General features: G+C 64.3%; 20 protein-coding genes. 10 read left to right on the forward strand and 10 right to left on the reverse strand.

Annotated elements, in window-relative coordinates; all coding sequences use genetic code 11:
• Nucleotides 1-14: 14 nt before the first annotated feature.
• From HGI46_RS14815 to HGI46_RS14835, 5 genes are all read right to left on the reverse strand, one after another.
• Complete coding sequence (locus HGI46_RS14815) at nt 15-1,385, reverse strand: MFS transporter (protein WP_346766742.1); 1,371 nt, start codon at nt 1,383-1,385, stop codon at nt 15-17.
• A gap of 2 nt (nt 1,386-1,387) precedes the next feature.
• Entirely contained in the window at nt 1,388-2,404 is a 1,017-nt protein-coding gene (locus HGI46_RS14820) for a phosphotransferase (RefSeq protein ID WP_168904863.1), read from the reverse strand.
• A complete protein-coding gene (locus tag HGI46_RS14825; protein WP_168904864.1) occupies nt 2,373-3,206 on the reverse strand; it encodes an alpha/beta fold hydrolase in 834 nt (277 codons plus the stop codon). The genes HGI46_RS14820 and HGI46_RS14825 overlap by 32 nt, the downstream gene beginning before the upstream one ends.
• Before the next feature lie 70 nt (nt 3,207-3,276).
• A complete protein-coding gene (locus tag HGI46_RS14830; protein ID WP_168904865.1) occupies nt 3,277-4,650 on the reverse strand; it encodes an MFS transporter in 1,374 nt (457 codons plus the stop codon).
• A complete protein-coding gene (locus HGI46_RS14835; protein WP_168904866.1) occupies nt 4,647-5,510 on the reverse strand; it encodes an alpha/beta fold hydrolase in 864 nt (287 codons plus the stop codon). The genes HGI46_RS14830 and HGI46_RS14835 overlap by 4 nt, the downstream gene beginning before the upstream one ends.
• Before the next feature lie 131 nt (nt 5,511-5,641).
• Here HGI46_RS14835 and HGI46_RS14840 point away from each other — a divergent pair, with 131 nt between their 5' ends.
• The 6 genes from HGI46_RS14840 (at nt 5,642) to HGI46_RS14865 (ending at nt 12,624) form a co-directional block, all read left to right on the forward strand.
• On the forward strand, nt 5,642-6,931 hold the full coding sequence (locus tag HGI46_RS14840) for a M24 family metallopeptidase (RefSeq protein ID WP_240946790.1): 1,290 nt from the start codon (nt 5,642-5,644) through the stop codon (nt 6,929-6,931).
• A complete protein-coding gene (locus HGI46_RS14845) occupies nt 6,928-7,797 on the forward strand; it encodes an LLM class flavin-dependent oxidoreductase (RefSeq protein ID WP_168904868.1) in 870 nt (289 codons plus the stop codon). The genes HGI46_RS14840 and HGI46_RS14845 overlap by 4 nt, the downstream gene beginning before the upstream one ends.
• Entirely contained in the window at nt 7,794-9,020 is a 1,227-nt protein-coding gene (locus tag HGI46_RS14850; RefSeq protein ID WP_168904869.1) for an LLM class flavin-dependent oxidoreductase, read from the forward strand. Before HGI46_RS14845 ends, HGI46_RS14850 begins: the two co-directional genes overlap by 4 nt.
• Nucleotides 9,017-10,000, forward strand: a complete 984-nt coding sequence (locus tag HGI46_RS14855; protein ID WP_168904870.1) for an alpha/beta hydrolase — start codon at nt 9,017-9,019, stop codon at nt 9,998-10,000. The genes HGI46_RS14850 and HGI46_RS14855 overlap by 4 nt, the downstream gene beginning before the upstream one ends.
• A 126-nt stretch (nt 10,001-10,126) precedes the next feature.
• Nucleotides 10,127-11,548, forward strand: a complete 1,422-nt coding sequence (locus HGI46_RS14860; protein ID WP_346766743.1) for an MFS transporter — start codon at nt 10,127-10,129, stop codon at nt 11,546-11,548.
• Between the two features lie 5 nt (nt 11,549-11,553).
• Nucleotides 11,554-12,624, forward strand: coding sequence for an LLM class flavin-dependent oxidoreductase (locus HGI46_RS14865; protein WP_168904872.1), 1,071 nt, complete (start codon nt 11,554-11,556; stop codon nt 12,622-12,624).
• A gap of 24 nt (nt 12,625-12,648) precedes the next feature.
• Here the strand turns inward: HGI46_RS14865 and HGI46_RS14870 are convergent, their stop codons facing one another.
• A complete protein-coding gene (locus tag HGI46_RS14870; protein WP_168904873.1) occupies nt 12,649-14,208 on the reverse strand; it encodes an FAD-binding oxidoreductase in 1,560 nt (519 codons plus the stop codon).
• 148 nt (nt 14,209-14,356) lie between these two features.
• Here HGI46_RS14870 and HGI46_RS14875 point away from each other — a divergent pair, with 148 nt between their 5' ends.
• The 3 genes from HGI46_RS14875 (at nt 14,357) to HGI46_RS14885 (ending at nt 17,524) form a co-directional block, all read left to right on the forward strand.
• Nucleotides 14,357-15,001 carry a cytochrome b/b6 domain-containing protein gene (locus HGI46_RS14875; RefSeq protein WP_168904874.1) on the forward strand — a complete coding sequence of 215 codons (645 nt, stop codon included), beginning with the start codon at nt 14,357-14,359 and terminating at the stop codon, nt 14,999-15,001.
• A gap of 109 nt (nt 15,002-15,110) precedes the next feature.
• Nucleotides 15,111-16,469, forward strand: coding sequence for an MFS transporter (locus HGI46_RS14880; protein WP_168904875.1), 1,359 nt, complete (start codon nt 15,111-15,113; stop codon nt 16,467-16,469).
• Nucleotides 16,470-16,489: 20 nt separating this feature from the next.
• On the forward strand, nt 16,490-17,524 hold the full coding sequence (locus HGI46_RS14885; protein ID WP_168904876.1) for a Gfo/Idh/MocA family oxidoreductase: 1,035 nt from the start codon (nt 16,490-16,492) through the stop codon (nt 17,522-17,524).
• A gap of 82 nt (nt 17,525-17,606) precedes the next feature.
• On the opposite strand, the gene HGI46_RS14890 is transcribed toward HGI46_RS14885, so the two are convergent.
• The gene (locus HGI46_RS14890) at nt 17,607-20,177 is read right to left on the reverse strand and encodes a TonB-dependent receptor (RefSeq protein ID WP_168904877.1); all 2,571 of its coding nucleotides are present in this window, start codon (nt 20,175-20,177) and stop codon (nt 17,607-17,609) included.
• Nucleotides 20,178-20,597: 420 nt separating this feature from the next.
• Here HGI46_RS14890 and HGI46_RS14895 point away from each other — a divergent pair, with 420 nt between their 5' ends.
• A complete protein-coding gene (locus HGI46_RS14895; protein ID WP_168904878.1) occupies nt 20,598-21,554 on the forward strand; it encodes a hypothetical protein in 957 nt (318 codons plus the stop codon).
• Here HGI46_RS14895 and HGI46_RS14900 read toward each other — a convergent pair.
• Genes HGI46_RS14900 through leuC form a run of 3 tightly spaced genes read right to left on the reverse strand, consistent with a single transcriptional unit; the run spans nt 21,546 to nt 24,219 of the window.
• Complete coding sequence (locus HGI46_RS14900; protein ID WP_346766744.1) at nt 21,546-22,187, reverse strand: isochorismatase family protein; 642 nt, start codon at nt 22,185-22,187, stop codon at nt 21,546-21,548. The genes HGI46_RS14895 and HGI46_RS14900 overlap by 9 nt on opposite strands.
• The gene (gene leuD / locus HGI46_RS14905) at nt 22,184-22,813 is read right to left on the reverse strand and encodes a 3-isopropylmalate dehydratase small subunit (RefSeq protein WP_168904880.1); all 630 of its coding nucleotides are present in this window, start codon (nt 22,811-22,813) and stop codon (nt 22,184-22,186) included. Before leuD ends, HGI46_RS14900 begins: the two co-directional genes overlap by 4 nt.
• Nucleotides 22,813-24,219, reverse strand: coding sequence for a 3-isopropylmalate dehydratase large subunit (leuC, locus tag HGI46_RS14910; RefSeq protein ID WP_168904881.1), 1,407 nt, complete (start codon nt 24,217-24,219; stop codon nt 22,813-22,815). Before leuC ends, leuD begins: the two co-directional genes overlap by 1 nt.
• Nucleotides 24,220-24,236 lie beyond the last annotated feature (17 nt).

Below are 24,236 nucleotides of genomic sequence, written 5' to 3' on the forward strand. Positions count from 1 at the left end.
CCCGTTTGAGGTGGTCAGGCGCGCGCTTGTGCCTCGGCGGCCAGGAGGCGGGCGCATTCGGTCTCGCCCGAGGCGAGGGCGGCGCGCATGCGGCTTCGGGCAAGGGCGTAGAGCACGCTCGCCACGGCAAGGCAGGGCAGGCAGACCATGGCGATGGCCCAGCCGACCTGGGCATCGTCACCCAGCACGCGCTGGGTCAGGCTGGCGACCAGCAGCGGGCCAAGGGCCGCGCCAAGCAGGGTGTTCATCACCAGCGTCAAGGACACGGCGCTGCCGCGCATGTGCGGCGGCACCACCGATTGCAGGGTGGCAAGCATGACCGTGCCGACGACCGAGAACACGGCCGCAGACGAGGCGACGAGGAACGCGGCCACATGAACCTCGCCCGCCATGACCGCCAGCACGGAAGGAATCGCAAAGAGCGGCGTGAAGGTGAGAATGGCAAAACGGGCCATCGGCCTGCCGCCTTTCATCGAGCGGTCGAGCATCGTGCCGCCGATCAGCGGGCCGATTGCGGAAAAGGCCATGGCCATTGGCCCCAGCCACGCGGCGAGGAATGCGGGCGAGACGCCGTATCCGCGCATCAGCATCGTCGGTGCCCAGGCCGAGGCTCCATAGGCCACGGTGAAGCAGATCGCGAAGCCGAAGTAGAGCGGCAGGAGGACGGTGCGATTGCGCCAGAAGCAGCGTATCTCCTCTGTGCCCGGCGCGCGGCGGGGGCCGGTTTGCACCCTGCCGCGTGCCGGTTCGCGCGCCAGTATCAGCAGCAGGGCCGCCACGATCAGGCCTGCCGATCCGAACAGAAGGAACGCCAGACGCCACGCGGCAAGCCCGCCGATCACCGGCAGGCCTGCGAAGGCACCGGCTGCCGCAGCGGTAAGGATCACGCCGGTGACCGAGATGGCAATGCCGTTGGCAAGGCCCTGGCCGGTCATGAACACGGCAATCGGACGTCCGCGTCGTTCGGGCAGGAACAGGTCTGCGATCAGGGAAATGGCGGCAGGGCTGAGCGCCGCTTCGCCAAAACCGACCAGCAGGCGTGCGGCAAACAGCTCACCGAAGGATTGTGCAAGGCCGCTGCCGATCGTTGCCAGGCTCCACACCGTGATGCCGAAGGCAATGAGGTTGCGGCGCGAGAAGCGGTCTGCCGCCATGCCCATGGGAATGCCCATGCAGGCATAGAACAGGCCGAAAGCGAGGCCCTGCAGCAGGCCGATCTGTTCATCGGTGATGCCAAGATCGGCCTTGAGCGGATCGACCAGCAGGTTGATCGCCGACCTGTCGATGATCGACAGGATACCGGCAAGGAACAGGATGCCGACGGTCAGCCATGCCCGCTGCGCCAGAGGCGCGGGGCGCGCCATGCCGTCGGCTACTGTTGCCACGATCAGATCAGGCCGCAGGCGCGGGCGCGCGTCTTGATGTAGTCGCCCAGCCAATCGAGGTTGCGGAAGCGCAGCGTGCCACGGCCCACCGCGGTCGAGCTTTCCGCCATGCCGGCAACAAGGCGGAAGGCCTTGGCCATCAGGAACAGCTCGCGGTTGTCCTTTTCGGCCTGGGTGAAGGGGCGGACGCTTTCGTAGCCTGCTTCGAAGGCCTCGCCGATGGCGGGATCGAAGCCGTAGAACAGGTTGCCCCACACGAAGTTCTGGACGTCCTGCATGAGGAAATCCTCACCCGCCGCGTCGAAATCGAGGAAGGTGATCGCGCCATCCTCGGCCACGTGGACATTGCTGGGGTGGAAATCGCGGTGGCATACGCCGAGCGGAACCTCACCGCTGGCGGCCAGTTCGTCGAGCCGCCGGTCGAGCGCGGCGGCGATCTGCGGATAGTCGCGCAGGTCTTCGGGCCGGTCGTTCACGAAGGCGACGAGCGCCGGCATGCAGATGTTGTAGTCCTTGGCCGTCTTGGTCGAGAACCTGTGCGCCTCGCCGGCCCACTTGAAGCCGTGGAGGTGCATTTCGGCCATGGCCGCACCAATGCGAAACGCGGTTTCGTTGGACAGCCGCTCGCCAAACTTCACGCCTGGCGCCCAATCATACATGGCCAGCGCCCGCTCGCCCTCGGGCGAGGAGACCTTGAAATAGAGGCGCCCATCGTGCTGCGGCACGGCAACGGAGGCCGGGAAGGCGTTGTCCTGTAGGTAGGCGAGGAAATCGAGTTCGTAGGCAACGTCATCGACATCGCGATAGGTCTTGCGCCAGACGCGCAGGGCGTACTTGGTGGTCTCGTCCTCGACCAGATAGACGTCGTTCATGCCGCGATAGAGCAGGAAGCAGGTGATCTCACCCTTCATCGGATAGCGGCGGGCAACCTCGCGCGCGATGAAGGCGGGGTGAAGGACCGAGTGCGAGACCTGCGCGATGGGCAGGTCAGGCGTGATCGAAGAAACTGCGGAGGTCATTGGCAATCCGTTCAGGAGCTACGTCAAAGATGTCGCGATCGAGATCGAGCATTTCGACAATGGAACAGTGCGGCATCAGCGCGGCGGCTGCCTTGGACATTTCGAGAAGGTCTTCAGCAGGTTGGAGCAGAAGTGCCGGTTGGGCAACAAGGCCGAGCCGGGAGTAATCCCAGCTCCAGACGCCCTGATAGGCCCAGGTGAAGCGATCAAGCACGCGCGCCTTGTCGGCGAAATTGAACACGGCCTTTTGCAGCGGCACCGCCGGATCGCGTGAGGTCACGACGTAGTTCCAGAGATTGCGCAGCAGGGTCAGCGTGGATTCGCCGCTTTCTTCGGGCGCGGGGTAGTTCAGCGCCTCGTCCAGTTTCTTGGCCGACACGTCGGCCGGAAACATGGGGATGCCCGTGAGGACCAGGCGGCGTACGCGGTCGGGCCGTGCGATGGCCAGTTCGCTGCACAGGAGCGTGCCGGTGTGGAAGCCGTAAAGATCGATCGGGCCAGCAAGCAGGCCATCTACCTCGAGCGCATCGAGTGCATCGGAAAAGTCGGCGGCGTACCCTGCCATGCCGGGAGGCGAGGGCGGTGCATCGGACATGCCGTAACCCGGCGTGTCGAAGGCGAAGACGCGGCGATCGGAGGCCAAAGCGTCGATCAGGGCTTCGTATTCGTATCCCGACGACGGGTTCTGGTGGAGCAGAAGCACCGGCACTTTTGCAGCATCGGCCGGGCCTGCCACGCGGTAGTGCATCTGCCCGTGACGGCAGCGCGTGTAGGCGCGCGTGATGGAAGGATATGTCGGCATGGCTGTACTATGTTCCGGCTCTTGAGGGTTCCGATTGAAATTGCCCGATTGTCCGCCCTTCGGTGATACGTCAGGCAGGCAATACGGCGGCGCGGGTGGCTTCCATCTTGTCTTCGTCAAGATCGTAGAACCACAGGAACAGGCCGTTGATCGCGAACATCGCCGCAGGAATCACGGCAAAGCCCAGTTTCAGGGCAAGGATCGCGCTTGGCGGCTGTTGGATGATGGCGCCGCCGGTGGTCGGCACATAGTTCAGCCAGCGCAGAAACACGCCCAGCACGGCAACGCCCAGCGCGAAGCTGACCTTTTCGACCACGGCGATGGCGCTCGACAGCAGGCCTTCGCGCGCCTCTCCGGTCAGCAGGCGGTCATAGGCCTGGGTATCGCCGAGCATCGAGATCGACATCAGGATGAGCGCGCCCGAACCAAGGCCGCTGACAAAGCCGCGCGAGACGATACCGATAGTGCCGATGGACGAGTCGGCCAGCAGCCAGCTGAGCGCAGCAGCGCAGAACAGGACCACGCCGATCAGGTAGGTGCGGCGCTTGCCGATGCGCTTGCCGGTCCACACCCACAGCGGCATGGCGAGCGCCGTGACGAGGTTCTGCGTCATCGCCAGCACGATCTGCCCGTCATAGCCGATGCCCACCACGTTCAGCATGAACAGCAGCATGGTCGAGGCGACCGAGGCGAAGGACAGGAACTGGAAGACCTTGGCGCCAAGCAGCATCATGAACGGACGATTGCGTCCGATCGCGCGCAGTTGGGACAGGGTCGGCATGTGAGAGGCGGCGCGCTGCATGCCCTCGGGGGCATGACGGACAGGGATGGACAGTGCCGTCGCGGTCATCGCGCCGCCGATGATCAGGGCCATGACGAGGCCCATCGTGGCGTAGCCGCCGCGTCCTGCGCCGCCGCTTTGCACCAGCGCAGCCGTCCCGGCGAGTGCCAGCACCTGACCGATCGAGACGAACACGGTGCGGAAGGAGATCAGCCGCGTGCGTTCGTGAAACCCGTCGGTCAGTTCCGAAGGCAGCGCCATGTAGGGCACGTTGAACAGCGAATAGGCGGTGGAATAGATCAGCAAGGCCGCGATCATCCACGCCATCAGTGCGCCCTGGCCCAGGACCGGCGGAGCGAACAGCATCAGGAACGACACGGCCGAAAGCAGGGCGCCTGCCAGCAGGAACGGCTTGCGCCGGCCCCAGCGGGTGCGGGCGTTGTCGGACATCGAGCCGACCACGACGTCGATCACCGCGTCAGCCAGTTTGGAGATCATCAGCAGGTAGCCGGCAATCTCTGGCGACTGGCCGAGGACTGTCGACATGAAGGCGGGATAGAAGCTCGTCACCGTATTGAGCATAATCGACACGCCAACCGTGCCGACGCTGAAGCCAAGGCATACGCCGATCGAGAGGCGGGCGTCCTTTGCGGTTGCGCTCATGCCGCGTTCTCCGCAAGGAAGGCGGCAATGACGGCGGCCTTTGTTGCAGCGTCGCCCGGGGTCGCGGCAGAGTGGCCGTTGGCAAGCCGTTCGAGCGCGGTGGCGACTGAGGCGTTGAGCAGGGCCAGCTCGCTCTCGGGCTTGAGCAGCAGGGTGGGGGCCTTGACCTGCTCCATGCGCTCGAAGCTGCGATAGCGGAAGGCGGCGATGTAAGGCTTGTGGTAGGTGTCGAGCGCCTTCAGCACATCGAGCGTGATGCGATGGAGGACTTGCGGCGGCGGCATCGGCACGGCCAGGCGGCGGTCCGGCACTTTCATGAAGTGCGGGAAGAACAGCGCCTGATCGCGGCAGAAATTGAAGGCCCAGATCAGGTGGCGGCCATATTCGTCCGGTTCGACCGAGGGCGCATAGTTGGCAATCACGGCTTCGCGCAGTTCGTCGTCGTATTCGGTAATGCCGTCGAGGATCACGGCGCGCACGCGCTCCGGGTGGGCAGCGGCCAATTCGCAGGCAATGCGCGCGCCGGTGTGCGTGCCATAGACGTCGACACGGGAAAGGCCCAGTGCGACGCACAGCCTGTCCATCGATCCGGCAAAGTAGCCGATCTCCGGATCAGCTTCAGCAGGCGCAACCGAATCGCCATTGCCCAGGGTGTCCGGCGCGATGATTTCCCCCATGCACCCTGCCGCGCGCAGGGCCATCATGAAGTCCTGCATGAACCAGGACGAGGCGGGCGAGGCGTGCAGCAGCAGCATCGGCGTTGCGCTGGCATCGGCAGCGGGGAGCCTTCGCAAATGCAGCTGGCCTTCCGCGAGCGTCACGAAAGCACGCTCGATGGCGTGGGAGGGGGTCTGGGTCATGGTGGCGGAGCGTATATCGCTGTTACGCCTGCCCTAATCCCCCTTGGGCAATGACCGTCAGGCGGAGAGGTGGTCACACTGGTATTCGGGAACCCCGAAGCAGGATCATGTTGAGGGGCATGGACTGGCGAATGCTCCCTTCCGATGACGATCTGCTGGCCGCGCTGGAGCGCGGCGGGCCGATGAACATGGCGCGCGCGGTCGAGGTCATGGAGCGGCACGGGCTTGAAGGGCTGGTGCTGGGCGATCCGCTCAATGTCTATCATCTGCTTGGCCATTGGCCCCAGATTGCGCGGACCCGTCCGGGGCAGCCGCCGGGAACTTTCGCGCTGATGGCACGGGCAAGGCCCGAAGTGCCGGCGCTGGTGACGAGCCGCTTCCTGCATCACTACAGCTGGGCCGATGGCCGGGATCGGGCCGATGTGGGCGTGTGGCTCTACAACGATCTGGGCGACAGTGGGGACGAGGCCGTCGGGCCGGTTCCTGACGGTCCGGTGCTGCCGACCGGCTCCTCAATGCCGCTGACGGCTGCGGAACATCACCGGGCGCAGGCCTCTGCGGCATTGGCTGGGGCAGAGCGCATGGCGCGCGATGCCGGTGGTGCGATCGTTGCAGCCATGCGCGACCTTGGTTTGTGGCAAGGCCGGATCGGGTTCGACAATCCGGTGGTCGCCGAAGTGGCAACGCGGCACCAGCATCCCGGCGCCATGGTCCCGGCCGACAACATCCTGCGCGAGATTCGCTTGATCAAATCTCCGCTGGAACAGGCGCTGATGGCAAGGGCTGCCCGCGCCAACGTGGATGCCCTGAACGCTGTGGGTCATGCCATCCGGGCTGGTGCCACGCATCACGAACTGCAAGGCCTCTATCGCCAGGAATGCGCAGCGCGGGGCAACACTTCGGTGTTTCTGAACGTGGATCGGGTTTCGTCCGACCTGTCGCGCGTGAAGGTGGCCGACGGGCAGACCCTGATGCTCGACGGCGTCAGCTCGTTCCTTGGCTATCATGGCGATTTTGCCCGCACCGTCTTCGTCGGGGAACCGACACGCGCCGCGCGGCGGGCGGCAGAGGCCAGCGCCTTTGCGTGGGGGGCGGTGCGCGAGCAATTGCGCCCCGGTTTGCGCTTTTCCGAGATCGTCGCGCTGGGCAGCGAAGCGGTGCGCAAGGCGGGTTACGAGGCGGTGATCGGCTTCGGCCCGCACAGTGTCGGCCTTGCCCATACCGACGAGCCGGGCGAAGTGCATGGCGGGTTCTGGCGCAAGCCAGACTTCATGCTCGAACCTGGCATGATCATTTCGGTCGATTGCCCGACGCTCGATACGGGCATCGGCGGATCGGCCCATTGCGAGGACCTTGTCCTCATAACCGAGACGGGCGCTGAGCCCATCCACCCCCTTCATGAACCGGTGATAGTGGTATGACCCGAAGCTTCATTGTTTCGGCATCCGTGATGGATGCCGATCTTGCCGTGCCTGAACTGGCGCGCCCCGTCATCGCTGCGGCGGAACAGGCGGGACTGGACCTGCTCGTGCTGGGCCGGGCGATCAACCGTCCGTTCGATGCGCAGGTGATCGCGGCATGGGCCGCGCCGCTCACTTCGCGGACCGGCATCGTTGCCACCGTCCCGGCAACCAATGCACACCCCTTCCATGTTGCCCGTGCCCTGTCTGCCGTCGACTATCTTGCCGGTGGCCTGAGCGGGTGGTCCGTGGTTTCGGAAGGCGGAGAACCGGGCATGGCCGCCGACATGGTGCGCGCGGCGCGCGCACTATGGGATGGCTGGGGCGCCGATACGCTGGTGATCGACAAGGACAGCGGGCTTTACCTGAATCCCGATCAGGTCATCCGGCCAGACTATCGCGGTCCGTTCTTCGACACCGCCGGGCCGGTCAACGCCATGCGGCCGTTGCAGGGGCAGCCGGTGCTGGTGCTGGATGAAGCCGAGAACGTCGGCATCGCTGATGCCGACATCGTGCTGGTCGATGCGCCGGGAACAGCTGCAGGTGGCAGCCGCCGCTTGTTGAAAGTGGGCGCTGGGTCCGATCTTGATATGGCGGCGATGACGGCGGCGTTCGAGGCGGGCGAGATCGACGGGGTGCATTTCATCCTGCTGGAACAGGCGGCGGCCCTGCCGGCCGCAATCTCGGCCATTGGCGGTCTGCTGGGCAATCGTCCCGGTGCCAGCCCGGCAGCCAGCGGAACGCTGCGCGAGCGGCTTGGCCTGACGATTCCGTCCAGCGCCTCCACCCAATCCAAGCCTACGCACGTGCCGGAGTATGTCGCATGAGCAAGCAGATCCACCTCTGGGCCTTCCTGCAAGGCATCGGCTTCTTCCCGACCGGCTGGCGCCACCCCCGCGCCGCGCCGGAAGGCGTGTTCTCGATGGACTATTACGCGCGCGTCGCAAAGATGGTCGATGACGCGCGCTTCGATGCCATCGTCTTTGGCGATCAGCTGCAATCGCGCGGTGCGGGCGGGCGGACGCCGGCGCGGCTGGCGATGCCGACGCTCGATCCTGTCAGCCTGCTGATGGCCATGGCCGCAGTGACGGAGCACGTCGGGCTCGTTGCCACCGTCTCTACCACCTACAACACGCCAGAGATGCTGGCCGAACGCTTTGCCGCGATGGACCGCATCAGCGGCGGGCGCGCGGGCTGGAACATCGTGACGACCGCCCACCCCGAAACCGCGCCGAACTTTGGCGAAGCACAGCTGCCGCCCAAGGATCAGCGCTATCGCCATGCCGTCGATGTCGTGGCCAAGGCCTGCGAATTGTGGGCGGCGATGGACAAGGCAGGGCCGGCGCTGCCGCAGGGACGGCCGGTGCTGGTGCAGGCCGGGCAATCTCCCGAGGGCCGCGACTTTGCCGCGCGCACTGCCGAGGCGATCTTCTGCCCCGCAGCGAACATCGATGCGGGGATCGATTTCCGCAACGACATGCGCAACCGCATCGCCGCCGTCGGACGCAATCCCGATGGCGTGCGGGTGATGCCGGGGCTGTCCTGCGTGCTGGGGGGGACCGAGGAAGAGGCTCGCGCGAACCACGCAGCCATCCTCGACATGGGCGATGTGCCGCTGGCGATCGAATATCTCTCGGAATCGCTGTGCTGTGATCTGACGCCGTTCGATCCCGACGCGGCGATCCCGGTCGATGCGATCCTTGCCAATACGCTGCTGCCGAAGGCCGACGTGGCCAAATCGGTCCAACCGGCTGCGGAAAAGGGAACGAAGCTGGGTGATTTCGCGGCCAACTTCATGCGCCATCCGCGTGGCCACAACGTGTTCATCGGCACGGGTGAGCAGATGGCTGACATGATGATCGAGTGGCGCGACAGCGGGGCCTGCGACGGCTTTACTCTGCAGCCGAGCTATATGCCTGGCGGGCTTGAGGACTTTGTCGAGCAGGTCGTGCCGGTGCTGCAGCAGCGCGGACGGCTGCGCAGGGAGTATCCGGGCAGCACCTTGCGCGAGACGCTAGGCCTTTCCGCCCGCATGCGCGAAGCCGCATGAAGCGGGGTCGGCTCGCGCTCGGCATTATCGGCGCGCTAGCGCTTGGCCTTGGTGGCAGCGTTGTTGCGCTGCGCGCCGGGGCAGGGGAGACTGACCGCGCCGAGTTGGAGAAGCGTTGGGCCGATGCGCCTTCGCGCTTCGTGACCGTGGATGGCGTGCGCATGCACGTGCGCGAGGAAGGTCCGGCGAACGGTCCGGTCGTCGTGCTGCTGCATGGTTCGATCGTGAACCTGCACGAGTGGGATGACGTCGTGCCGCTGCTGGCCGACAAGTACCGTGTCGTCCGGTTTGACTGGTCCCCTTATGGGCTGACCGGCCCTGACCCGAGCGGCTTCTATTCGACGCCGCGTTCGGCGCAGCTCATGGACGGGCTGATGAAGGCGCTGGGGCATGACAAGTTCGCGATGGTCGCCACGTCCAACGGTGCGAATGTCGGGCTCGAATTCAACCGTGCCTATCCGGGCCATGTCACGGCGATGGCGTTTTCAATGCTGCCGCTGGAACGGCCAAGCCAGACACGCAAGGTCGATTGGCGCCTGAAATGGATGCTGGAGGCGCACAAGGCCGTGCTTCCCAACTGGCGCCATCGTGAATTCTGGCGGCTGATGCTGGAGGATACGACACCGCCCGAGTTCACGCCGACCGATCGCATGGTCGATCAGATCACCGAGATGAACAACCTGCCCGGTGCACTCGATCGGCAGGCGCAGTACATCCAGGCCAACGTCAGGGCTTTCCAGTCCAGCGATGTCGGCGCGGTGGCGGAAGCGGTGCGGGTGCCGGTGCTGCTGCAGTGGTGTTCGTTCGATGACGTGATCTCGCAAAGCGCGGATGCTTCGGTGAAGCGTTTTACCAACACCAAGGTGGACGTGATCAATTACCCCGATCTCGGTCACTTCCCGATGTGGGAGAAGCCCGAGAAGTTCACCCGCGACTTGCGCAACTGGCTTGATCGCCAACCGCCTGCGCCTGCGGGCTGAACCTTCGGGACGCGCGTCTCTCCGATGGGCGGACAGTGAAGATAACGGTGCAGCGCCAAGCGTTTGCTGCGGCACCTTCGCTTCAAGAATGCAAGGGGCGTGGGGCCTCGCAGCCGGGAGAACGCCGTGTCGGGACCAGCCGTCGGTATCAGTCAAGCCGCAAGCCAAACAGGCAACGCCTCGCGCTGGGCGATCCGCCTGGGATCGGCGCTGATCCCGCTGGCGCATGCGGCGGGCCAGAACCTCGTCACGGTTCTTGGCTTGCGCTTCATGACCGACAGCCTTGCCATCTCGGCCGGCGCGGCAGGTGCCATCTTCGCCTTCGTGAAGATCTACGACGGCTTTGCCGATCCGGCCGTGGGTGCGTGGAGCGACCGCGCGAAGACACCCTGGGGGAGGCGCCTGCCGTTCCTTTTTGCAGGTGGCGTCGCCATGCCGCTGGGACTCGCTCTGCTGTTCGGTGCGCCGTCGTTCGGTTCGATCCTGCTGGCACAACTGTTCGTGACGATTGCCCTGGTCATCCACGCCACGGGGTACACGCTGCTGACCATCCCGGGTTTTGCCATGCTGGTCGAAAGTTCGGCCGATCCGCGTGAACGCACCCGGCTGATGGGCTGGCGGACCTATGGCAATGCTGTCGGCACGATGCTCGGCTCAACTTTGCCGACCTGGATCCTGAGCCAGACTGGCCCGACCCGCAGCGGACACCTGCTGATCGCGCTGATCGTGAGTGCCGTGGTCTTTGTCGCGACCGCTCTGGCGGTGCGTCTTCTGGCCAAGGCGCCGCGCACGGCACCGCCGGAACGTACCGGTGTGGTGCGCGTGAACCCGTTTGTGGCGCTATGGCGGCAGGTCCTGCTGGCGTGGAAGAACGTGCCGTTCCGCATCCTGGCGATTGCCCACGTCTTCCTTTTGTTCGGTACGGCAATCGGCTCTGCGGCGCTGGCCTTTTTCACGCGGATTGGTCTGGAGCAGAAGGACAATGTCCTTGGCACCTATTTCATGCTGGCCACGGCTGCGATGCTGGTCAGCATGACGGGCTGGGTGTGGCTATCCAACCGTGTGGGCAAGAAGGCCTGCTACATTGGTGCGCTGGCGCTCTATGCCATTGTGCAGGCGAGCTGGCTGCTTGCGGGCCCCGGTGAGGCGATGCTGCTCATCTCGGCACGCGGTGCGTTGAGCGGGCTGGCGGGGGCCGGCATGATCCTTTGCGCCTATTCGCTGCTGTCCGATGCGGTGCGCTATGACTACGTGACCAGCGGGGAGCGGCGCGAAGGCGCATTCGCCGGCTTCACCACGCTGTTCGACAAGCTTTCTTCGGCTGCTGCGCTGGCCGTGATGGGCGCGTTCCTTTCCGCGATGGGTTACGTGCCTTCGGCCAGCGGGCAGGCGGCCGAGCAAGGTGCGGATGCGAAACTTGCGGTGCTGCTGTGCGTGTCGGTCATTCCTGCGGCGGCGATGATCGCTGCCATCGTGACCATGCTGTTCTACCGGCTCGACGCGGCGACCGTCGAGGCGGCGGAAAAGCAGCAGGCCCTTTCGGAGTAATGCTGTTGGAACGACACCCAATCGAGCTGGTGGGCCTGATCTCGCCCTATCGCACCAGCGAGACGAGCGAGACGCCGGGACCATACGATCCGGCCTTCGTCGCCGAAATCGCCCGCGCTTACGAGGCTGCCGGGTATGACCGCGTGCTGGTGGGGCAGAACGCCAAGTCGGCCGACAGCCTGGTCACCGCGACCTGGGTTGCGGCGGCAACGACGCGCCTGAAGCTGATGGTGGCGCATCGGCCCGGCTTCATTGCGCCGACCATGGCCGCGCGGGCGTTTGCCACGCTCGACCAGTTCTCGGGCGGCCGGGCGGGGGTACACGTCATCACCGCGTTCTCGGACATCGAAACGCGCTGCGATGGCGATTACCTGACCAAGGACGAGCGTTACCGGCGCAGCAACGAATACGTCCGGATCATGCGCCGGATCTGGGCCGGGGAAAGTCCGTGCGATCATCAGGGCGACTGGTATCGGTTCGAGAACGCAGGGTCGGAAGTGCGTCCGGTGGCAGGCAGCGTGCCGGTGTTCTGGGCGGGGACGTCCGAGCTGGCTCTGCAGTTCGGGGCTGAATTGGCCGACGTCTATGCCTTCGGGCCCGGTAGCGTGGACCAGATTGCGGCACAGGTCGCGACGGTAAGAGCCGAGGCTGACAAGCATGGACGCAACCCCCGCTTCTCGATGTCGATGCGGCTGGTCGTGGCCGATAGCGACGAGGCGGCGTGGGCGCGGGCCGACGCCCTGCTGCAAGGCGTCATCGCGCGGCAGGCAAAGCACGGTGCGCTGGGACGCGATCTGGGCAAGGCCGCCGAGACCGTTGCCGCGAATGCCGCGCAAGCCGATGATGCCGCTGCCGACCCTTGCCTCTGGACGGGCCTTACCAAGGCGACGCAGGGCCGCCTTCAGGTGATGTGCCTGGTCGGATCGCCCGACACGCTGGTGCAGGCGCTGCTGCGCTATCGCGCGGCGGGGATCGACAATTTCCTCGTCACCGGCTTCGACTGGCTGGCCGATACGCATCGCATCGGCACAGAGATCGGCCCGGAACTGCGCCGCCTAGGAAACGGCCCGACCTAGCCGCCGGGCCGCAGGGCGCGCTCCTCAGAAGCCGAGAGCGCCCGGATTCATCAGACCCTTGGGATCGAGCTGCGTCTTGATCGCTCCCAGCAGGGCCTTCTGCTGTTCCGACAGCCGCGGCTGATAAGGGTAGGCGCGGCCGAGCTGGAAATGAGCGGCCTCGTGGCTTTGCATGAGGTCGATCATTTCGCCCTTCAGCTTGTCGACGAACGCACGTGCCTCGGGGTTTGCCGCAAAGCTCGGCTGGCCTGCGAGGTATTCCTCGCCCAGCGTGGTCACGTGATACGAGGTGCGCGCATCGGGCCAGTAGGCAGCGATTTCATAGAGGAACCCGGCGGACCCGACCGGCGAGAACATCGTGCCGAGCCAGACGCCGTGGCGGTCCATTTCGGCCTGGCGCGATGCGATCAGCGCCTTGAACGCCGTGTCGAACGGGACGACCTGATCGTGCGGGAAGACGCCATGGATCGGCACCCAGCGTTCGCCGCCAGGGCCGAGCACGTTGTAGAGCGGCGCGAACGGCATCGACTGCACGAAAGTCGGGATCGAGTTGGCGATCTCGCGGCCAAGTCCGTCGAGCAGCTTGCGCAGCAGGCGGGCCTTGTGGGCGGCTTCTTCCTGATCGAAGCCTTCGATGATGAAGTGGCACATGTAGGCGCCAGCGCGCATCGCGCTTTCGCCGGCGATGGCCATCTGCACCAGTTGGGCCACGCCCTTGAGCTTGTTCGGTGCGCGCTTCAGCACGTCGGCAGCGATCTTGAGGCGAGCGCCCATGCCGTCCTGCCGGCCGATCTGCCCTTGCGACAGGGCGAGGTCGAGGCCGAAGTGGCTCTCCTCCAGCTTGGCCATGGCCGCCTTGCGCGAGGCGGCGTGGTAGTCGGCAAAGCTGTCAAACGCGAAGCTGACGCATTCGAAGCGCGGCAGGATCGGCAGCAGCGGCAGGCGGATGCGCGCCTTGATGCCGAAAATGCCGCAGTCGCCGGTGAACAGGCCGGTCAGGTCCGGGCCATAGAAGCGCATGGCGCGTGACGAGGAGGTATTGAGGATTTCGCCACTGGCGAGGACCACGTCCATCGACAGGGCAGACTGTGCGGAAATGCCGTGGGCAGTGCCGCCGTGGCTGACGCTGTTCTGGCTCATGCTGCCGCCGACAGTGGCGGCGATGCCCGAGAACGGGCCCCAGAACGGCGTGCGCAGGCCCTTGGCGTTGAGCGCCGCCTTCAGCGCGGCCCAGGTGACGCCCGCGCCGCAGGTAACGACGGCGCCGAATTCATCGATTTCGATCGTATCGAGCGCACCGGTGTCGAACAGGACATGGCCCGCCTTTTCGGAAAGATAGGCGTCGGTATAGGACGCGCCGCCACCGCGCGGGACCATGGCGACGTTGGCCTCGGCACAGAGGCGAACCGCCGCCTGCAATTGCTCGACCGAAGCCGGGCGGATAACGGCCAGCGGCAAGGCGCCGCCGCGATAGACGTCGTTCGAGAAGTAATCGAGTGCTTCGGCCGAAGTCTGCACTCCGGCTTCGCCAAGCGCGCTGCGCAAGCGTGCAAGAACCGTATCTTCCTTTGCCATCGTGGCCATGCTTGAACTCGTTCCTGAAGGTCTGGCGAAAGGCTGATGTGTGGGCATCGGGCCGCCCGGTTTCGATAGCGCAGCGCCCGTTATCCGGCCAGTGACCATTGGCGCCCCGACGCTATGAGGCGATGCGCGTTGCGGCAGATTGCCTCGCATGACGCAGCAGAACTTCGCTACCGCTCCCCAAGGTTGGACCCGCCCGGCCCGCTGGTTGCACTGGGGTACGGCCCTCGCGATCCTCGTCGAGGTTCCTGCGGGCTTTGCGATGGCGTGGACATATCTGGAGGGATCACGCGGGGGGCCGCTGGCGTGGCTGCATCTGCGCGCCAGCCAGGTTCACCACACGCTGGGCATGATCCTCCTTCTGGCGGTAATCCTACGGCTGTTCTGGCGCTGGCGCCATCGCGCCCCGGAACTGCCTGCGGGCACTGGCGCTGGTGGGCGCTTCGCTGCAAGATCGGTTCAGGCCCTGCTTTACGCGCTGCTGCTGCTGCTGCCATTGACCGGCTGGGCGGCGCTGTCAGCGCTCGGGGCAGGGGCTGGATACCCCGCGCCGCAGATGTGGTTCTTCACGCACGACGGGTTCGGCCCCGGCGGACTGATCCCGCATATCGTGACCCCACGTCCGTGGAACGCGCCGGGGCTGATCGGCTACAGTCTCTTTGCCAAATCGCACGTCTATATGGTCTGGGCCGGTGGAGCGCTGCTGTTGCTGCACATCGGCGGCGCGCTGAAGCACCATTTCATCGATAGGGATGGCGTGCTCCTGCACATGCTCGGCAAAGACCCGAAGCGCTGACCGGCTGGCGGATAGGTTTGTTCAGGGATTCCTTCCCCGCGATGGTTGCGCCACCTTGCTGTAAATGACAGGCAATCCCCGGACAGCGGGATGCCGACGGGGAAATCGCATGACCACAGCCGAGGCGGCTCCGCCTGCAAGGATCGCCACTTCGATCAAGGCCGGATACGGCATAGGCCAGATCGCGGGACAGCTGTTCCGCGATACGCCTTCGCTGCTGCTGTTGTTCTTCCTGACCAACGTGATGGGCATTTCGCCCGCGCTTGCCGGGACGGCGATCTTCATTCCCAAGGTGGTGCTGGGAGCGCTGTTCGACCTGGGCATTGGCGCAATGTCCGACCAGATCGCCGGCCGCTTTCCCCGTCGTAACTGGTTTGTCGTAGCTGCCCTTGCTTCGCCTGTCGCGATGCTTGGCATCTTTGCCGTGCCGCATGCATCGGTCGGATTCCAGATCGCCTGGGTCATGGTGACTTTCAGCTTCTACATGGCCGTCTATTCGAGCTTTTCGGTGCCGTACCTCGCCATGCTGGCCGATATGACATCCAACCCGCGCGAGCGGACCGAGTTGATGGGATGGAAGCACAGCTTCGGCGGGATCGGATTGCTGCTCAGCTCGTCGGTGGCGCCGATGGCGGTAAGCGCGCTGGGGACCGACCAGCGCGCGCACCTGATCGTGATGGGCACTGTCGGCATCTCGTGCCTGGTCTTCATGCTGATCGCATGGAAGGTGGCGGGGCGGATCGTGCCGGTGGCGAAAGTTGCAGGCGATGGGGCAGCGGGCCGTTCGGCGCTCGGCGGTCTGGCCCGCGCGTTTCGCGACAGGCGTTTCGTCATCCTCAGCCTTTCGGCGGTGGTCATGACCATTTCGGCAGGCATCGGCTACGCCAGCTTTCCGTTCTTCGTCAAATACTCGATGGCACGGGCCGAACCGTTGCACGACCTTGGCATCATGGCCGCGATCATGGGCGTCGCGGTCATTTTCGGATCGCCTTTGTGGGTGATGGTGGCAGGCCGCATCGGCAAGGTTCCGGCCTATGTCCTGGCCGCTGCGGGACATGGCGTGGTCGTGTTCGTCTGGGGGCTGGTGCCGCGCGCGCCAGTCGAAATCGCCTATCTGCTTTCGGCCTTGCTGGCAGTCTGCAACGCCGGCTGGGGTACGATCGTCTTGTCACTGCTTTCGGACTGCATAGCGCAGGCGCGCGAAGAATTCGGCGAGAACCGGGCTGGGTCCTATTCGGCGATCTGGTCTGCGATCGAGAAGGCCGGGATCGCCCTTGGCGGCACCTTGATCGTCGGCGTGCTGCTTTCGTGGTTCGGCTTTGATTCCGGCGCTGCAAAGGCAGGGCTGCCGCAATCCGATTCCGCGATGTTCGGAATCCTGTTCTGCTATTCGTTCCTGCCGGGCGTCGCCAAGGTTGTCGCTGCGGGGATGATCTGGAAATTCGTGCGCGAACCGCGCCTGCCATAACCTTGAGGCTGACTCCCAACATGAATGATATTGCATCGCGTCCCCTCAATATCGCGATGGTCGGCTGTGGCCGCATCTCGCTGTCCCACCTCGATGCCATCGCGGCGCGACCGCAGGATGCGCGATTGGTGGCCGTAGCCGACCGGGATCTGGAGCTTGCGCGGCAAGTGGGCGAACGCTTTGGCGCGCCAGCTTACGCGACGCTTGAGGACATGCTCGATCTGGCCGAGGTCGATGCAGTACTGCTTGCCACGCCGAACCACCTGCATGCCGTTCAGGCCATGGCTGCACTGAAGGCGGGCAAGCACGTGCTGGTCGAAAAGCCGGCTGCCGAGACTGGCGAGGATGCCTTGGCGTTGGCCCGCGAAGCCGAGGCGCGCGGGCTGGTCCTGGCAGTGGGGCACACCTTCCGGCATAATGAAGCCGTCCGCCAGGTCGAGGCCCGGATGCCCTCGCTCGGCCGCCTGCTGTCTCTGGAAGTTTCGATGTGCGTGCGGTGGGATGGACCGCAGGCGCCGTGGTGGGCCGAGCGCAAGGCACAGGACGGTCTGATCCTGTCGCTGTTTGCGCCGCATGCGCTCGATTTCGTGCAGCTTGTCATGGGGGCGGACGATCCTGTCCGCGTCTACGCCGAAGCCGCGCGCCTGCAATCGGGCTGGCAGGGAGAGGACGAGGCAATGATCGTCATGGCCTATCCCGGCCGCCGCATGGCGAGCGTCCACATATCCTACAACCAGCCCACCGTGCAGGACCGCAAGACGCTGTATTTCGAGACCGGCATCCTCGAGATCGAGCACGGCGAAATCCTGCGCTGGAACGACGAGGTGATCGTGATGCCGCCGACGGGCGTGCTGGGTGACCCGCGCAAGCTGGGGGGACGAAGCCTCACGCATTACTTCGAAGGCCAGATCGAAGAATTTGCCAAGGCGGTGCGTGGGCGGCCGCACCGCATGCCGACCGGTTATGATGCGGCAAGGCTTATTGCGCTGATCGATCGGGTGCGCGCCTCGGCGCGGGCCAATTCGGCTGCAGATTCCATCGACCCGCCCCTCTGACCGGTCCGCCCGCGATAATACTGCACAAAAGCGAAAGGCCGGGCGATTGCCCGGCCTTTGCCATTTCAGACTTGGGTCACCTTCAGAAGGAGACCGAACCCTTGATGCCGAAGGTCCGCAGTTCGGGCAGACCGACGATCAGGTAGTTGAACGCGCGGGTTGCCAGCGTGCCATTCGGCGAAGCAGGCGTTTGCACCGTATTCTGCTGAATCGAGGTGTACTGCTTGTTGTTGAGCAGGTTGGTTGCGAACACTTCGATGCCGATGTTGTCCAGCTTCACGCCGACGCGACCGTTGACCACGGTGCGCGAACCGATCCAGGTGAGGTTGCCCGCATCGAGGAACTGGCGCGACTTGTAGTTCACGTCGCTGCGGATGAACCAGGTGGCATTGTCACGACCCGGGATATCGCCCGAGAACTCAGGAGTGATCGCAAACGAGTACTTCGAGGTCAGCGGAAGGCTGTTGCCCTTGAAGCCGTCGCCGATGATGCCGGTCACGCGGGTGATCGAAGGATCGGTGAACGAACGGATGTCGGTGTCGTTGTAGGCGCCCGAGAACGTGAACGACATGCCTTCCATGGGAAGGATTGTCGTATCCAATTCGATCCCCTTGAGGTTGGTCTTGCCCGAGTTCGCGATTCCGGTCACAGTCGACGTCAGCGGCGGATTGAGCGTGGTGTCGGTGAAGAACACGCTGCGCGAGTTATACTGGTCCTTCCATTCGGCATAATAGGCCGCAAGAGCGAAGATCAGCTTGTTGTCGAACGCCTTGCCCTTCAGGCCGATTTCGTAGTTCGTAACCTTTTCCGGCTTGGTAATGCCACGCAGGCCCAGCGACTGGGATGCTGCGATTTCACCTGCCGAGCCCGAGAACAGGCGGGCGTTGAACGACGCGATGCTGACGTTCGCGGCCTTTGCCCACGAGGCGTAGGCCATGATGTCGGGCGTGATCTTGTAGTTCACGATCACGCGCGGCATGAAGTTGTTGTAATTCTTCGAGAAGAACTGCGTCAGCGGCGCGTAGTCGCCAGCCGGGACGCCATATTCAGCACCGGAAGCAGCCGTGATCTTGGCACCCAGACCACCGGTGTAGCCGAACACCTTGTCCTGTTGATAACGGCCTTCAAGGCTGATTTCGAGAGCGTCGGCAGGCTTGATGTTGACGCTGCCGAAGATGCCCTTGGTTTCCACCCGCTGCGGTGCGGACGCAGTGCCTGCACTGCGCGGCAGGCCGAGAACGGCTTCAGCAAAGACGTTGAGCAGGTCACGCTTGACCTTGGTGTCCATGTAATTGAGGCCGATCATCCCGGAGATCATGCCGCCGTTGTCGAAGGATGCGCGCAGTTCCTGCGAGAAGTCCTTGTTGTGGCGTTCGATCGCAAACGGGAAGTTGTAGTACGGCAGCAGCCCGTTCGTGGGCGTGGCGGCCGTGTTGATGAGCGACGAGCTGTCGTAGTTGTCGAGCTCGGCCATCTGCGACCACTTTTCGTCGTTGATGCCGGTCAGCGACGAAAGGGTGATGCCCGTGTCGCCCAGTTCGTAATCGATGTTCGCATGGGCATGGATGTACTTGCGCTTGAGGCCGTAGCCCTGAACGCCATCTTCCGGCGAAACCGGACGGAAGCGACCATCGGCAAGGACGGCAGCGGTCTTGGCATCGATATAGGTGTTCTGCGCAGGCGAGAAGGCGCTCGGGAGCGAAGGCGCCTGACCGCAGATGAACGGGTTTGCGCCGGCGAGCACGCAGTTCGACAGGCCCGGAACGATGACCTTGCCGTTGGTATTGCCGCTGAGTGCCGGGATGTTGGGGATGCCGTTGTTCGAACGCACTTCGTAGGCCGAGAGCATGCCTTGTGCCGAGGCACCGTCATTGTCGCGGCTGTAGAGGCCGAAGACCTTCATGGTCAGCTGGCTCGAAGGCGTGAACAACAGCATGCCAGTGATGGTGCGGGTGCGCTGGTCGCCAAGGCGCTCATTGGGGTTGGCGCGGTTGCGATAGGAACCACCACGCTCAAGAGCGCGGCCCGAAATGCGGAAGCTCAGGAGGTCACGAACGATCGGGCCTTCAAGCGAACCTTGCACGTCGTAACCGTCACGGCTGAACACCGAGGCGTTCATGCTGCCGCCGAAATCACTCTTCGGCGTCTTGTTGACGACGTTGACTGCGCCGGCAAATGCGTTGCGGCCGAAGTAGGCGTTCTGCGGGCCCTTGAGGATTTCCACGCGCGCAGGATCGGAGATGGAGTTCATCGCCGATGCCGACGAAACGGGTACGCCGTCGATGAAGGTCGCGGTCAGCGTCGAGTCCGTGGTCGAAGGGGTGAAGCCACGGAGCGAGATCTGCTGGAACGAACGGTCGTTGCGGCCCGAGTTGTTGCCGGTGACGTTGATGCCGGGCGTTGCGTCGATCAGGTCGGTCAGCGAGATGATGCCGCGCTGGCCGATTTCCTCCGACGGCATTGCCGCAATCGCGATCGGGGTGGTGAGCAGGGTTTCTTCGCGCTTGCGCGCGGTCACGACGATATCGCCAGTGGGGGCGGCCTCTTCGGCCTGGGCTGCTTCCTGCGCGAATGCCGGTGCTGCCTGCACGAGAGAGCAGGCGATGGCGATCGTAGAGATCGGAAACAGTTTAAGAACTCGGGTCGTCTTCATCTTATAAACCCCTCACTTTAGTCAGCCGAATGGCGGGATTACTACGTTCCCTAGGAAAATGGCTTCATGACGCACCAGCAATTGCGCAAGGCGTTCAGCTATCCCGGATCCTGCGATACGGCTTGTTTTGATTTACCTGTCCGAAAGCCGATATTCGGCAGGCCAATATTGATCGAGATCATGGACCGAGCGCTTGCTCTATGCCCTGACCCCATCGAACAATGGCAAAGTTGCGTTGCCGCGACGTCGCGAATCTGTCGCGTGTCCGTCTGTCGGATGGAAGTGCGGTTTCGCAGATGCGAGTGCGGGATGCTGCAGGAGCAGTACTGCACACCGGAGGCAAAGCAAGCGCCTGTCCGCTCTGTGGTTTTTTGCCACTCGTGATCCCCGCCGTGGGAGATGCATGTTATCCCTGCCTGCATGATCGCACTGGATAATGGTTTTCAGGAAGTCGTCGGCATCGTCGCAGACGCCGACGAAGCAGGCCGGCGCCTGGCTCCGGCGTTGGGCTACAAAGCCTTGTACGCTGGCGACCTCGCAGCCCCGCTCGGCGCTACGTGGGGTGCGGGTCCGGCCGCTCGTGCTCGCGAGGTTCTGCTCGTCCATCCCGACAAGGCGCGGGGCGCCATCCGCTTGTTGTCCTTTGGCGAAGAGCCGCGCGCCCTGATGCGCGACGGCGCGCAGCCATGGGATACGGGCGGCATATTCGACATCAATATCCGCGCCTTGGATGATATCGAGACTTTGCATCATGCCTTGGGCCGGGCCGGACATCGCGCATTTGCGCCGATAACCAACTGGCAATTTGGCGCATTGGCTGTCCGCGAAGTCGTTGAGAATGACGCCGATGGTCTTTGCATTGCCCTGATGCAACGAGTGAGTCCGCCCCTGCAAGGGTACGAGGGCGTTGGTGGCAATGCCTCGTGGGTGTTCAACTCCACGCAGGTGGTCACTGATTTCGCGCAGGCGCGCGCGCTTTTCGTTGACCATCTGGGCTGGGTGCCGGTGCAGGAAACCGAAGGCTTCGCTGGCAACGAAGGCGGGATCAATTGCATGGGCCTTCCGCTTTCCCTTGCAGAACAGATCCCGATGCAGATCGGGATCTACCAGGCGCAGGGCCGCATGGAAGGTTCGGTCGAGATCATCAGCTTTGGCTGCAGTGGCCACGACTTCTCGCAAAGCCGCCCGCCGATGCGGGGATGGGCCGCCCTGCGCTTTCCGGTTACCGATATCGACGGATTTGCCAGAGCAATGGTCGCCGGTGGGTGCGAGATCGTTGAAGCTGGCCGCGTCGAGTGGGCGCCCTATGGCAGCGCCGAGCTCCTCGCGGCGGTTACGCCCTGGGGAGCCCGGCTCGAAGGTCTTCGGTTAGGCTGAAGGCCGCAGGGTTTCCAGAAACGCGATCGTCTCCGCTTCGCTGACCACGTCGGCATACTTTGCGTTCATGTCGAACAGGTTCGCTTCATGCGGCCCTGCGTGACGATCGCCGCAGGCCTCGGCAACGACGGCGGTCTTGAAGCCATGGCTCATCGCGTCGACACAGCTCGCGCGGACACAGCCCGATGTCGTCAGGCCGGTCAGGATCACGCTGTCAATGCCGGCGGCCGTGAGCGTCGAGGCGAGCGAGGTGCCGAAGAATGCGCTCGGATACTGCTTGGAAACGACCAATTCCGTTTCCAGCGGTTCAAGGCCCGGTCCCCAGGCGGCCATCGCATTGCCTTGCGTGAAATTGCGCAGCGGCATGGCCTTTTCGAAGAAGCGACCGCCGTTGAACCCGCTGGGGTGGTAGACAACATTGGTCAGGATAACCGGCACCCCGGCCGCATGCGCGACAGAGCGGATGCGCAGTGCGGATGCCAGCGCTTCATCGACCTCGGCATAGAGGGCGTTGCCCTTTTCGAAATAGGCCTGGCAGAAATCGATCAGCAGCAATGCCGGCCTTGTGCCGAAACCAACCCGGTTGTCATAGGCCTTCTTGTAGTTGGCCAGCAGGTCTTCTTCGGTGCTCACGCGGCAAACTCCCTGGTGTAGAGCCATGGCTGGCTCTGGCGCTGCCGGACCTCAAAGGCCTCGATCTCGCCACTGTACTGATTAACGATCTGATCGGTTTCGTCCCAGCCATTCAAAAGGGCAAGACGGCGTTCGGGCGGAATCGAGAACGAGATGGGTGCAAGGCCTTCTGCGCCAAGTTCCTGTCGCTCAAGGTCAACCGAGAACATGGCGCCTGATTCTGCCAGATCCATCAGCGCAGCAACCTGAGCTTCTGGCAGGACGATCGGCACGATGCCGTTGCGCATGCAGTTGGACTGGAAAATCTCGCCGAAGCTGGAAGAGATCACGGCCCGTACGCCGAGCCCGAGGAGAGCCCAGACCGCCTGTTCGCGGCTTGAGCCGGAGCCGAAGTTTGCGCCGGCAATGATCACCGGGGCATCGGCAAAGCGCGGATCGTTGAGAACGTAGCCTTCGACCTTATGGCCGTCGCTGGCAAAGCGGCGGTCATGGAAGGCATATTCACCGAGGCCCGCCTTCGCCGTGATCAGCAGGAAACGCGCGGGGAAGATGATATCGGTATCGATATTGTCCTCGCGCATCGCTGCGGCGCGGCCTGATACGGTGGTGAACGGCTGGGCAGGCATCAGGCAAGGCTCCTTGCATCGACGAGATGACCGGTCACGGCAGCGGCAGCAGCCATGGCCGGGCTGACCAGGTGGGTGCGACCGCCCGGACCTTGCCGTCCTTCGAAGTTGCGGTTTGACGTGCTGGCACAGCGTTGGCCGGCAGAAAGGCGATCGTCGTTCATCGCCACGCACATCGAGCACCCGGCAAAGCGCCATTCGAACCCGGCCTCGAGGAAAACGCGGTCAAGCCCTTCGGCCTCGGCCTGCGCCCGAGTGGCGGCGCTGCCTGGGACCACGATGGCCTTGACGCCCGGCGCGACCTTGCGTCCGCCAGCAATGGCCGCCGCTGCGCGCAGGTCTTCGATCCTGCCGTTGGTGCACGATCCGATGAACACGTGATCGATGGCGATATCGGCGAGGCTCTGTCCCGGAACGAGGCCCATGTAGGCCAGCGCCTTCTCGGTTTCGCGGCGCTCTATGGGATCGGCAATACTCGCAGGATCCGGCACGGCCGAGCCGATCGGCAGGGTCTGGTTCGGGCTGGTGCCCCAGCTGACCTGCGGGGCAATGTCTTCAAGATCGAGAGTGACGACCTTGTCATAGATTGCGCCATCGTCCGCCGGCAGCGTGCGCCACGATTCAAGCGCGAGCTCCCACATCGGGCCAACAGGGGCCAGACGGCGGCCCTTGATGAAGGCAAATGTCGTCTCGTCCGGAGCGACGAGGCCGATACGGCTGCCGGCTTCGATAGTCATGTTGCACAGCGTCATGCGCTGCGCCATCGACATCGCCGATACGGCAGCGCCGGTATATTCCACGGCATAGCCGACTGCGCCGTGCGCGCCGATCTTCGCGATCAGGGCCAGCGCCACGTCCTTGGCATCGACCCCCGCGCCAAGGCGTCCGACGAGTTCGACCTTCATCGTCCGCGCCCGGGTTTGCGGGAGAACCTGGGCAGCCATGACGGTGCCTTGCTCGCTCGCGCCGATGCCGAACGCCAGTGCGCCGAACGCACCGTGGGTGGTGGTGTGGCTGTCACCGCAGACGATCGTCGTGCCCGGCAGGGTGAAGCCCGTCTCTGGCCCGATCACGTGGACGATCCCCTGCTCAGCCCCGTCGAGTGGCGCATAGGGAATGCCGAACTCATGGACGTTGGCTTCAAGTTCGGCAACCTGGCTGCGTGCCAGCGGATCGGCAATCTCGCCCTGTCGCGCGCGGGTCGGCACTGCGTGGTCAGCCACGGCCAGGTGAGTCTCCGGGCGCCGGAGCTTTCGCCCGGCCTCTCGCATGGCGACGAAGGCCTGCGGACTGCTGACCTCGTGCAGGATCTGGCGATCGATGTAGAGCAGCGACGCGCCACCGGGCAATTCGGCGACGACGTGACTGTCCCAGAGCTTGTCGTAAAGGGTGCGGGGCTTGGTCATGTCCATGCACTATGTGA

Source organism: Novosphingobium sp. ERW19 (genome assembly GCF_012641315.1).
Classification (GTDB): Bacteria; Pseudomonadota; Alphaproteobacteria; order Sphingomonadales; family Sphingomonadaceae; genus Novosphingobium.

Excerpts from the sequence above, each read along its gene's own strand:
- HGI46_RS14820 (WP_168904863.1), bottom strand. The coding sequence starts at position 2,404 with ATGACCTCCGCAGTTTCTTCGATCACGCCTGACCTGCCCATCGCGCAG.
- HGI46_RS14825 (WP_168904864.1), bottom strand. The coding sequence starts at position 3,206 with ATGCCGACATATCCTTCCATCACGCGCGCCTACACGCGCTGCCGTCAC.
- HGI46_RS14830 (WP_168904865.1), bottom strand. The coding sequence starts at position 4,650 with ATGAGCGCAACCGCAAAGGACGCCCGCCTCTCGATCGGCGTATGCCTT.
- HGI46_RS14835 (WP_168904866.1), bottom strand. The coding sequence starts at position 5,510 with ATGACCCAGACCCCCTCCCACGCCATCGAGCGTGCTTTCGTGACGCTC.
- HGI46_RS14840 (WP_240946790.1), top strand. The coding sequence starts at position 5,642 with ATGCTCCCTTCCGATGACGATCTGCTGGCCGCGCTGGAGCGCGGCGGG.
- HGI46_RS14845 (WP_168904868.1), top strand. The coding sequence starts at position 6,928 with ATGACCCGAAGCTTCATTGTTTCGGCATCCGTGATGGATGCCGATCTT.
- HGI46_RS14850 (WP_168904869.1), top strand. The coding sequence starts at position 7,794 with ATGAGCAAGCAGATCCACCTCTGGGCCTTCCTGCAAGGCATCGGCTTC.
- HGI46_RS14855 (WP_168904870.1), top strand. The coding sequence starts at position 9,017 with ATGAAGCGGGGTCGGCTCGCGCTCGGCATTATCGGCGCGCTAGCGCTT.
- HGI46_RS14870 (WP_168904873.1), bottom strand. The coding sequence starts at position 14,208 with ATGGCCACGATGGCAAAGGAAGATACGGTTCTTGCACGCTTGCGCAGC.
- HGI46_RS14875 (WP_168904874.1), top strand. The coding sequence starts at position 14,357 with ATGACGCAGCAGAACTTCGCTACCGCTCCCCAAGGTTGGACCCGCCCG.
- HGI46_RS14880 (WP_168904875.1), top strand. The coding sequence starts at position 15,111 with ATGACCACAGCCGAGGCGGCTCCGCCTGCAAGGATCGCCACTTCGATC.
- HGI46_RS14885 (WP_168904876.1), top strand. The coding sequence starts at position 16,490 with ATGAATGATATTGCATCGCGTCCCCTCAATATCGCGATGGTCGGCTGT.
- HGI46_RS14890 (WP_168904877.1), bottom strand. The coding sequence starts at position 20,177 with ATGAAGACGACCCGAGTTCTTAAACTGTTTCCGATCTCTACGATCGCC.
- HGI46_RS14895 (WP_168904878.1), top strand. The coding sequence starts at position 20,598 with ATGATCGCACTGGATAATGGTTTTCAGGAAGTCGTCGGCATCGTCGCA.
- leuD (WP_168904880.1), bottom strand. The coding sequence starts at position 22,813 with ATGCCTGCCCAGCCGTTCACCACCGTATCAGGCCGCGCCGCAGCGATG.
- leuC (WP_168904881.1), bottom strand. The coding sequence starts at position 24,219 with ATGACCAAGCCCCGCACCCTTTACGACAAGCTCTGGGACAGTCACGTC.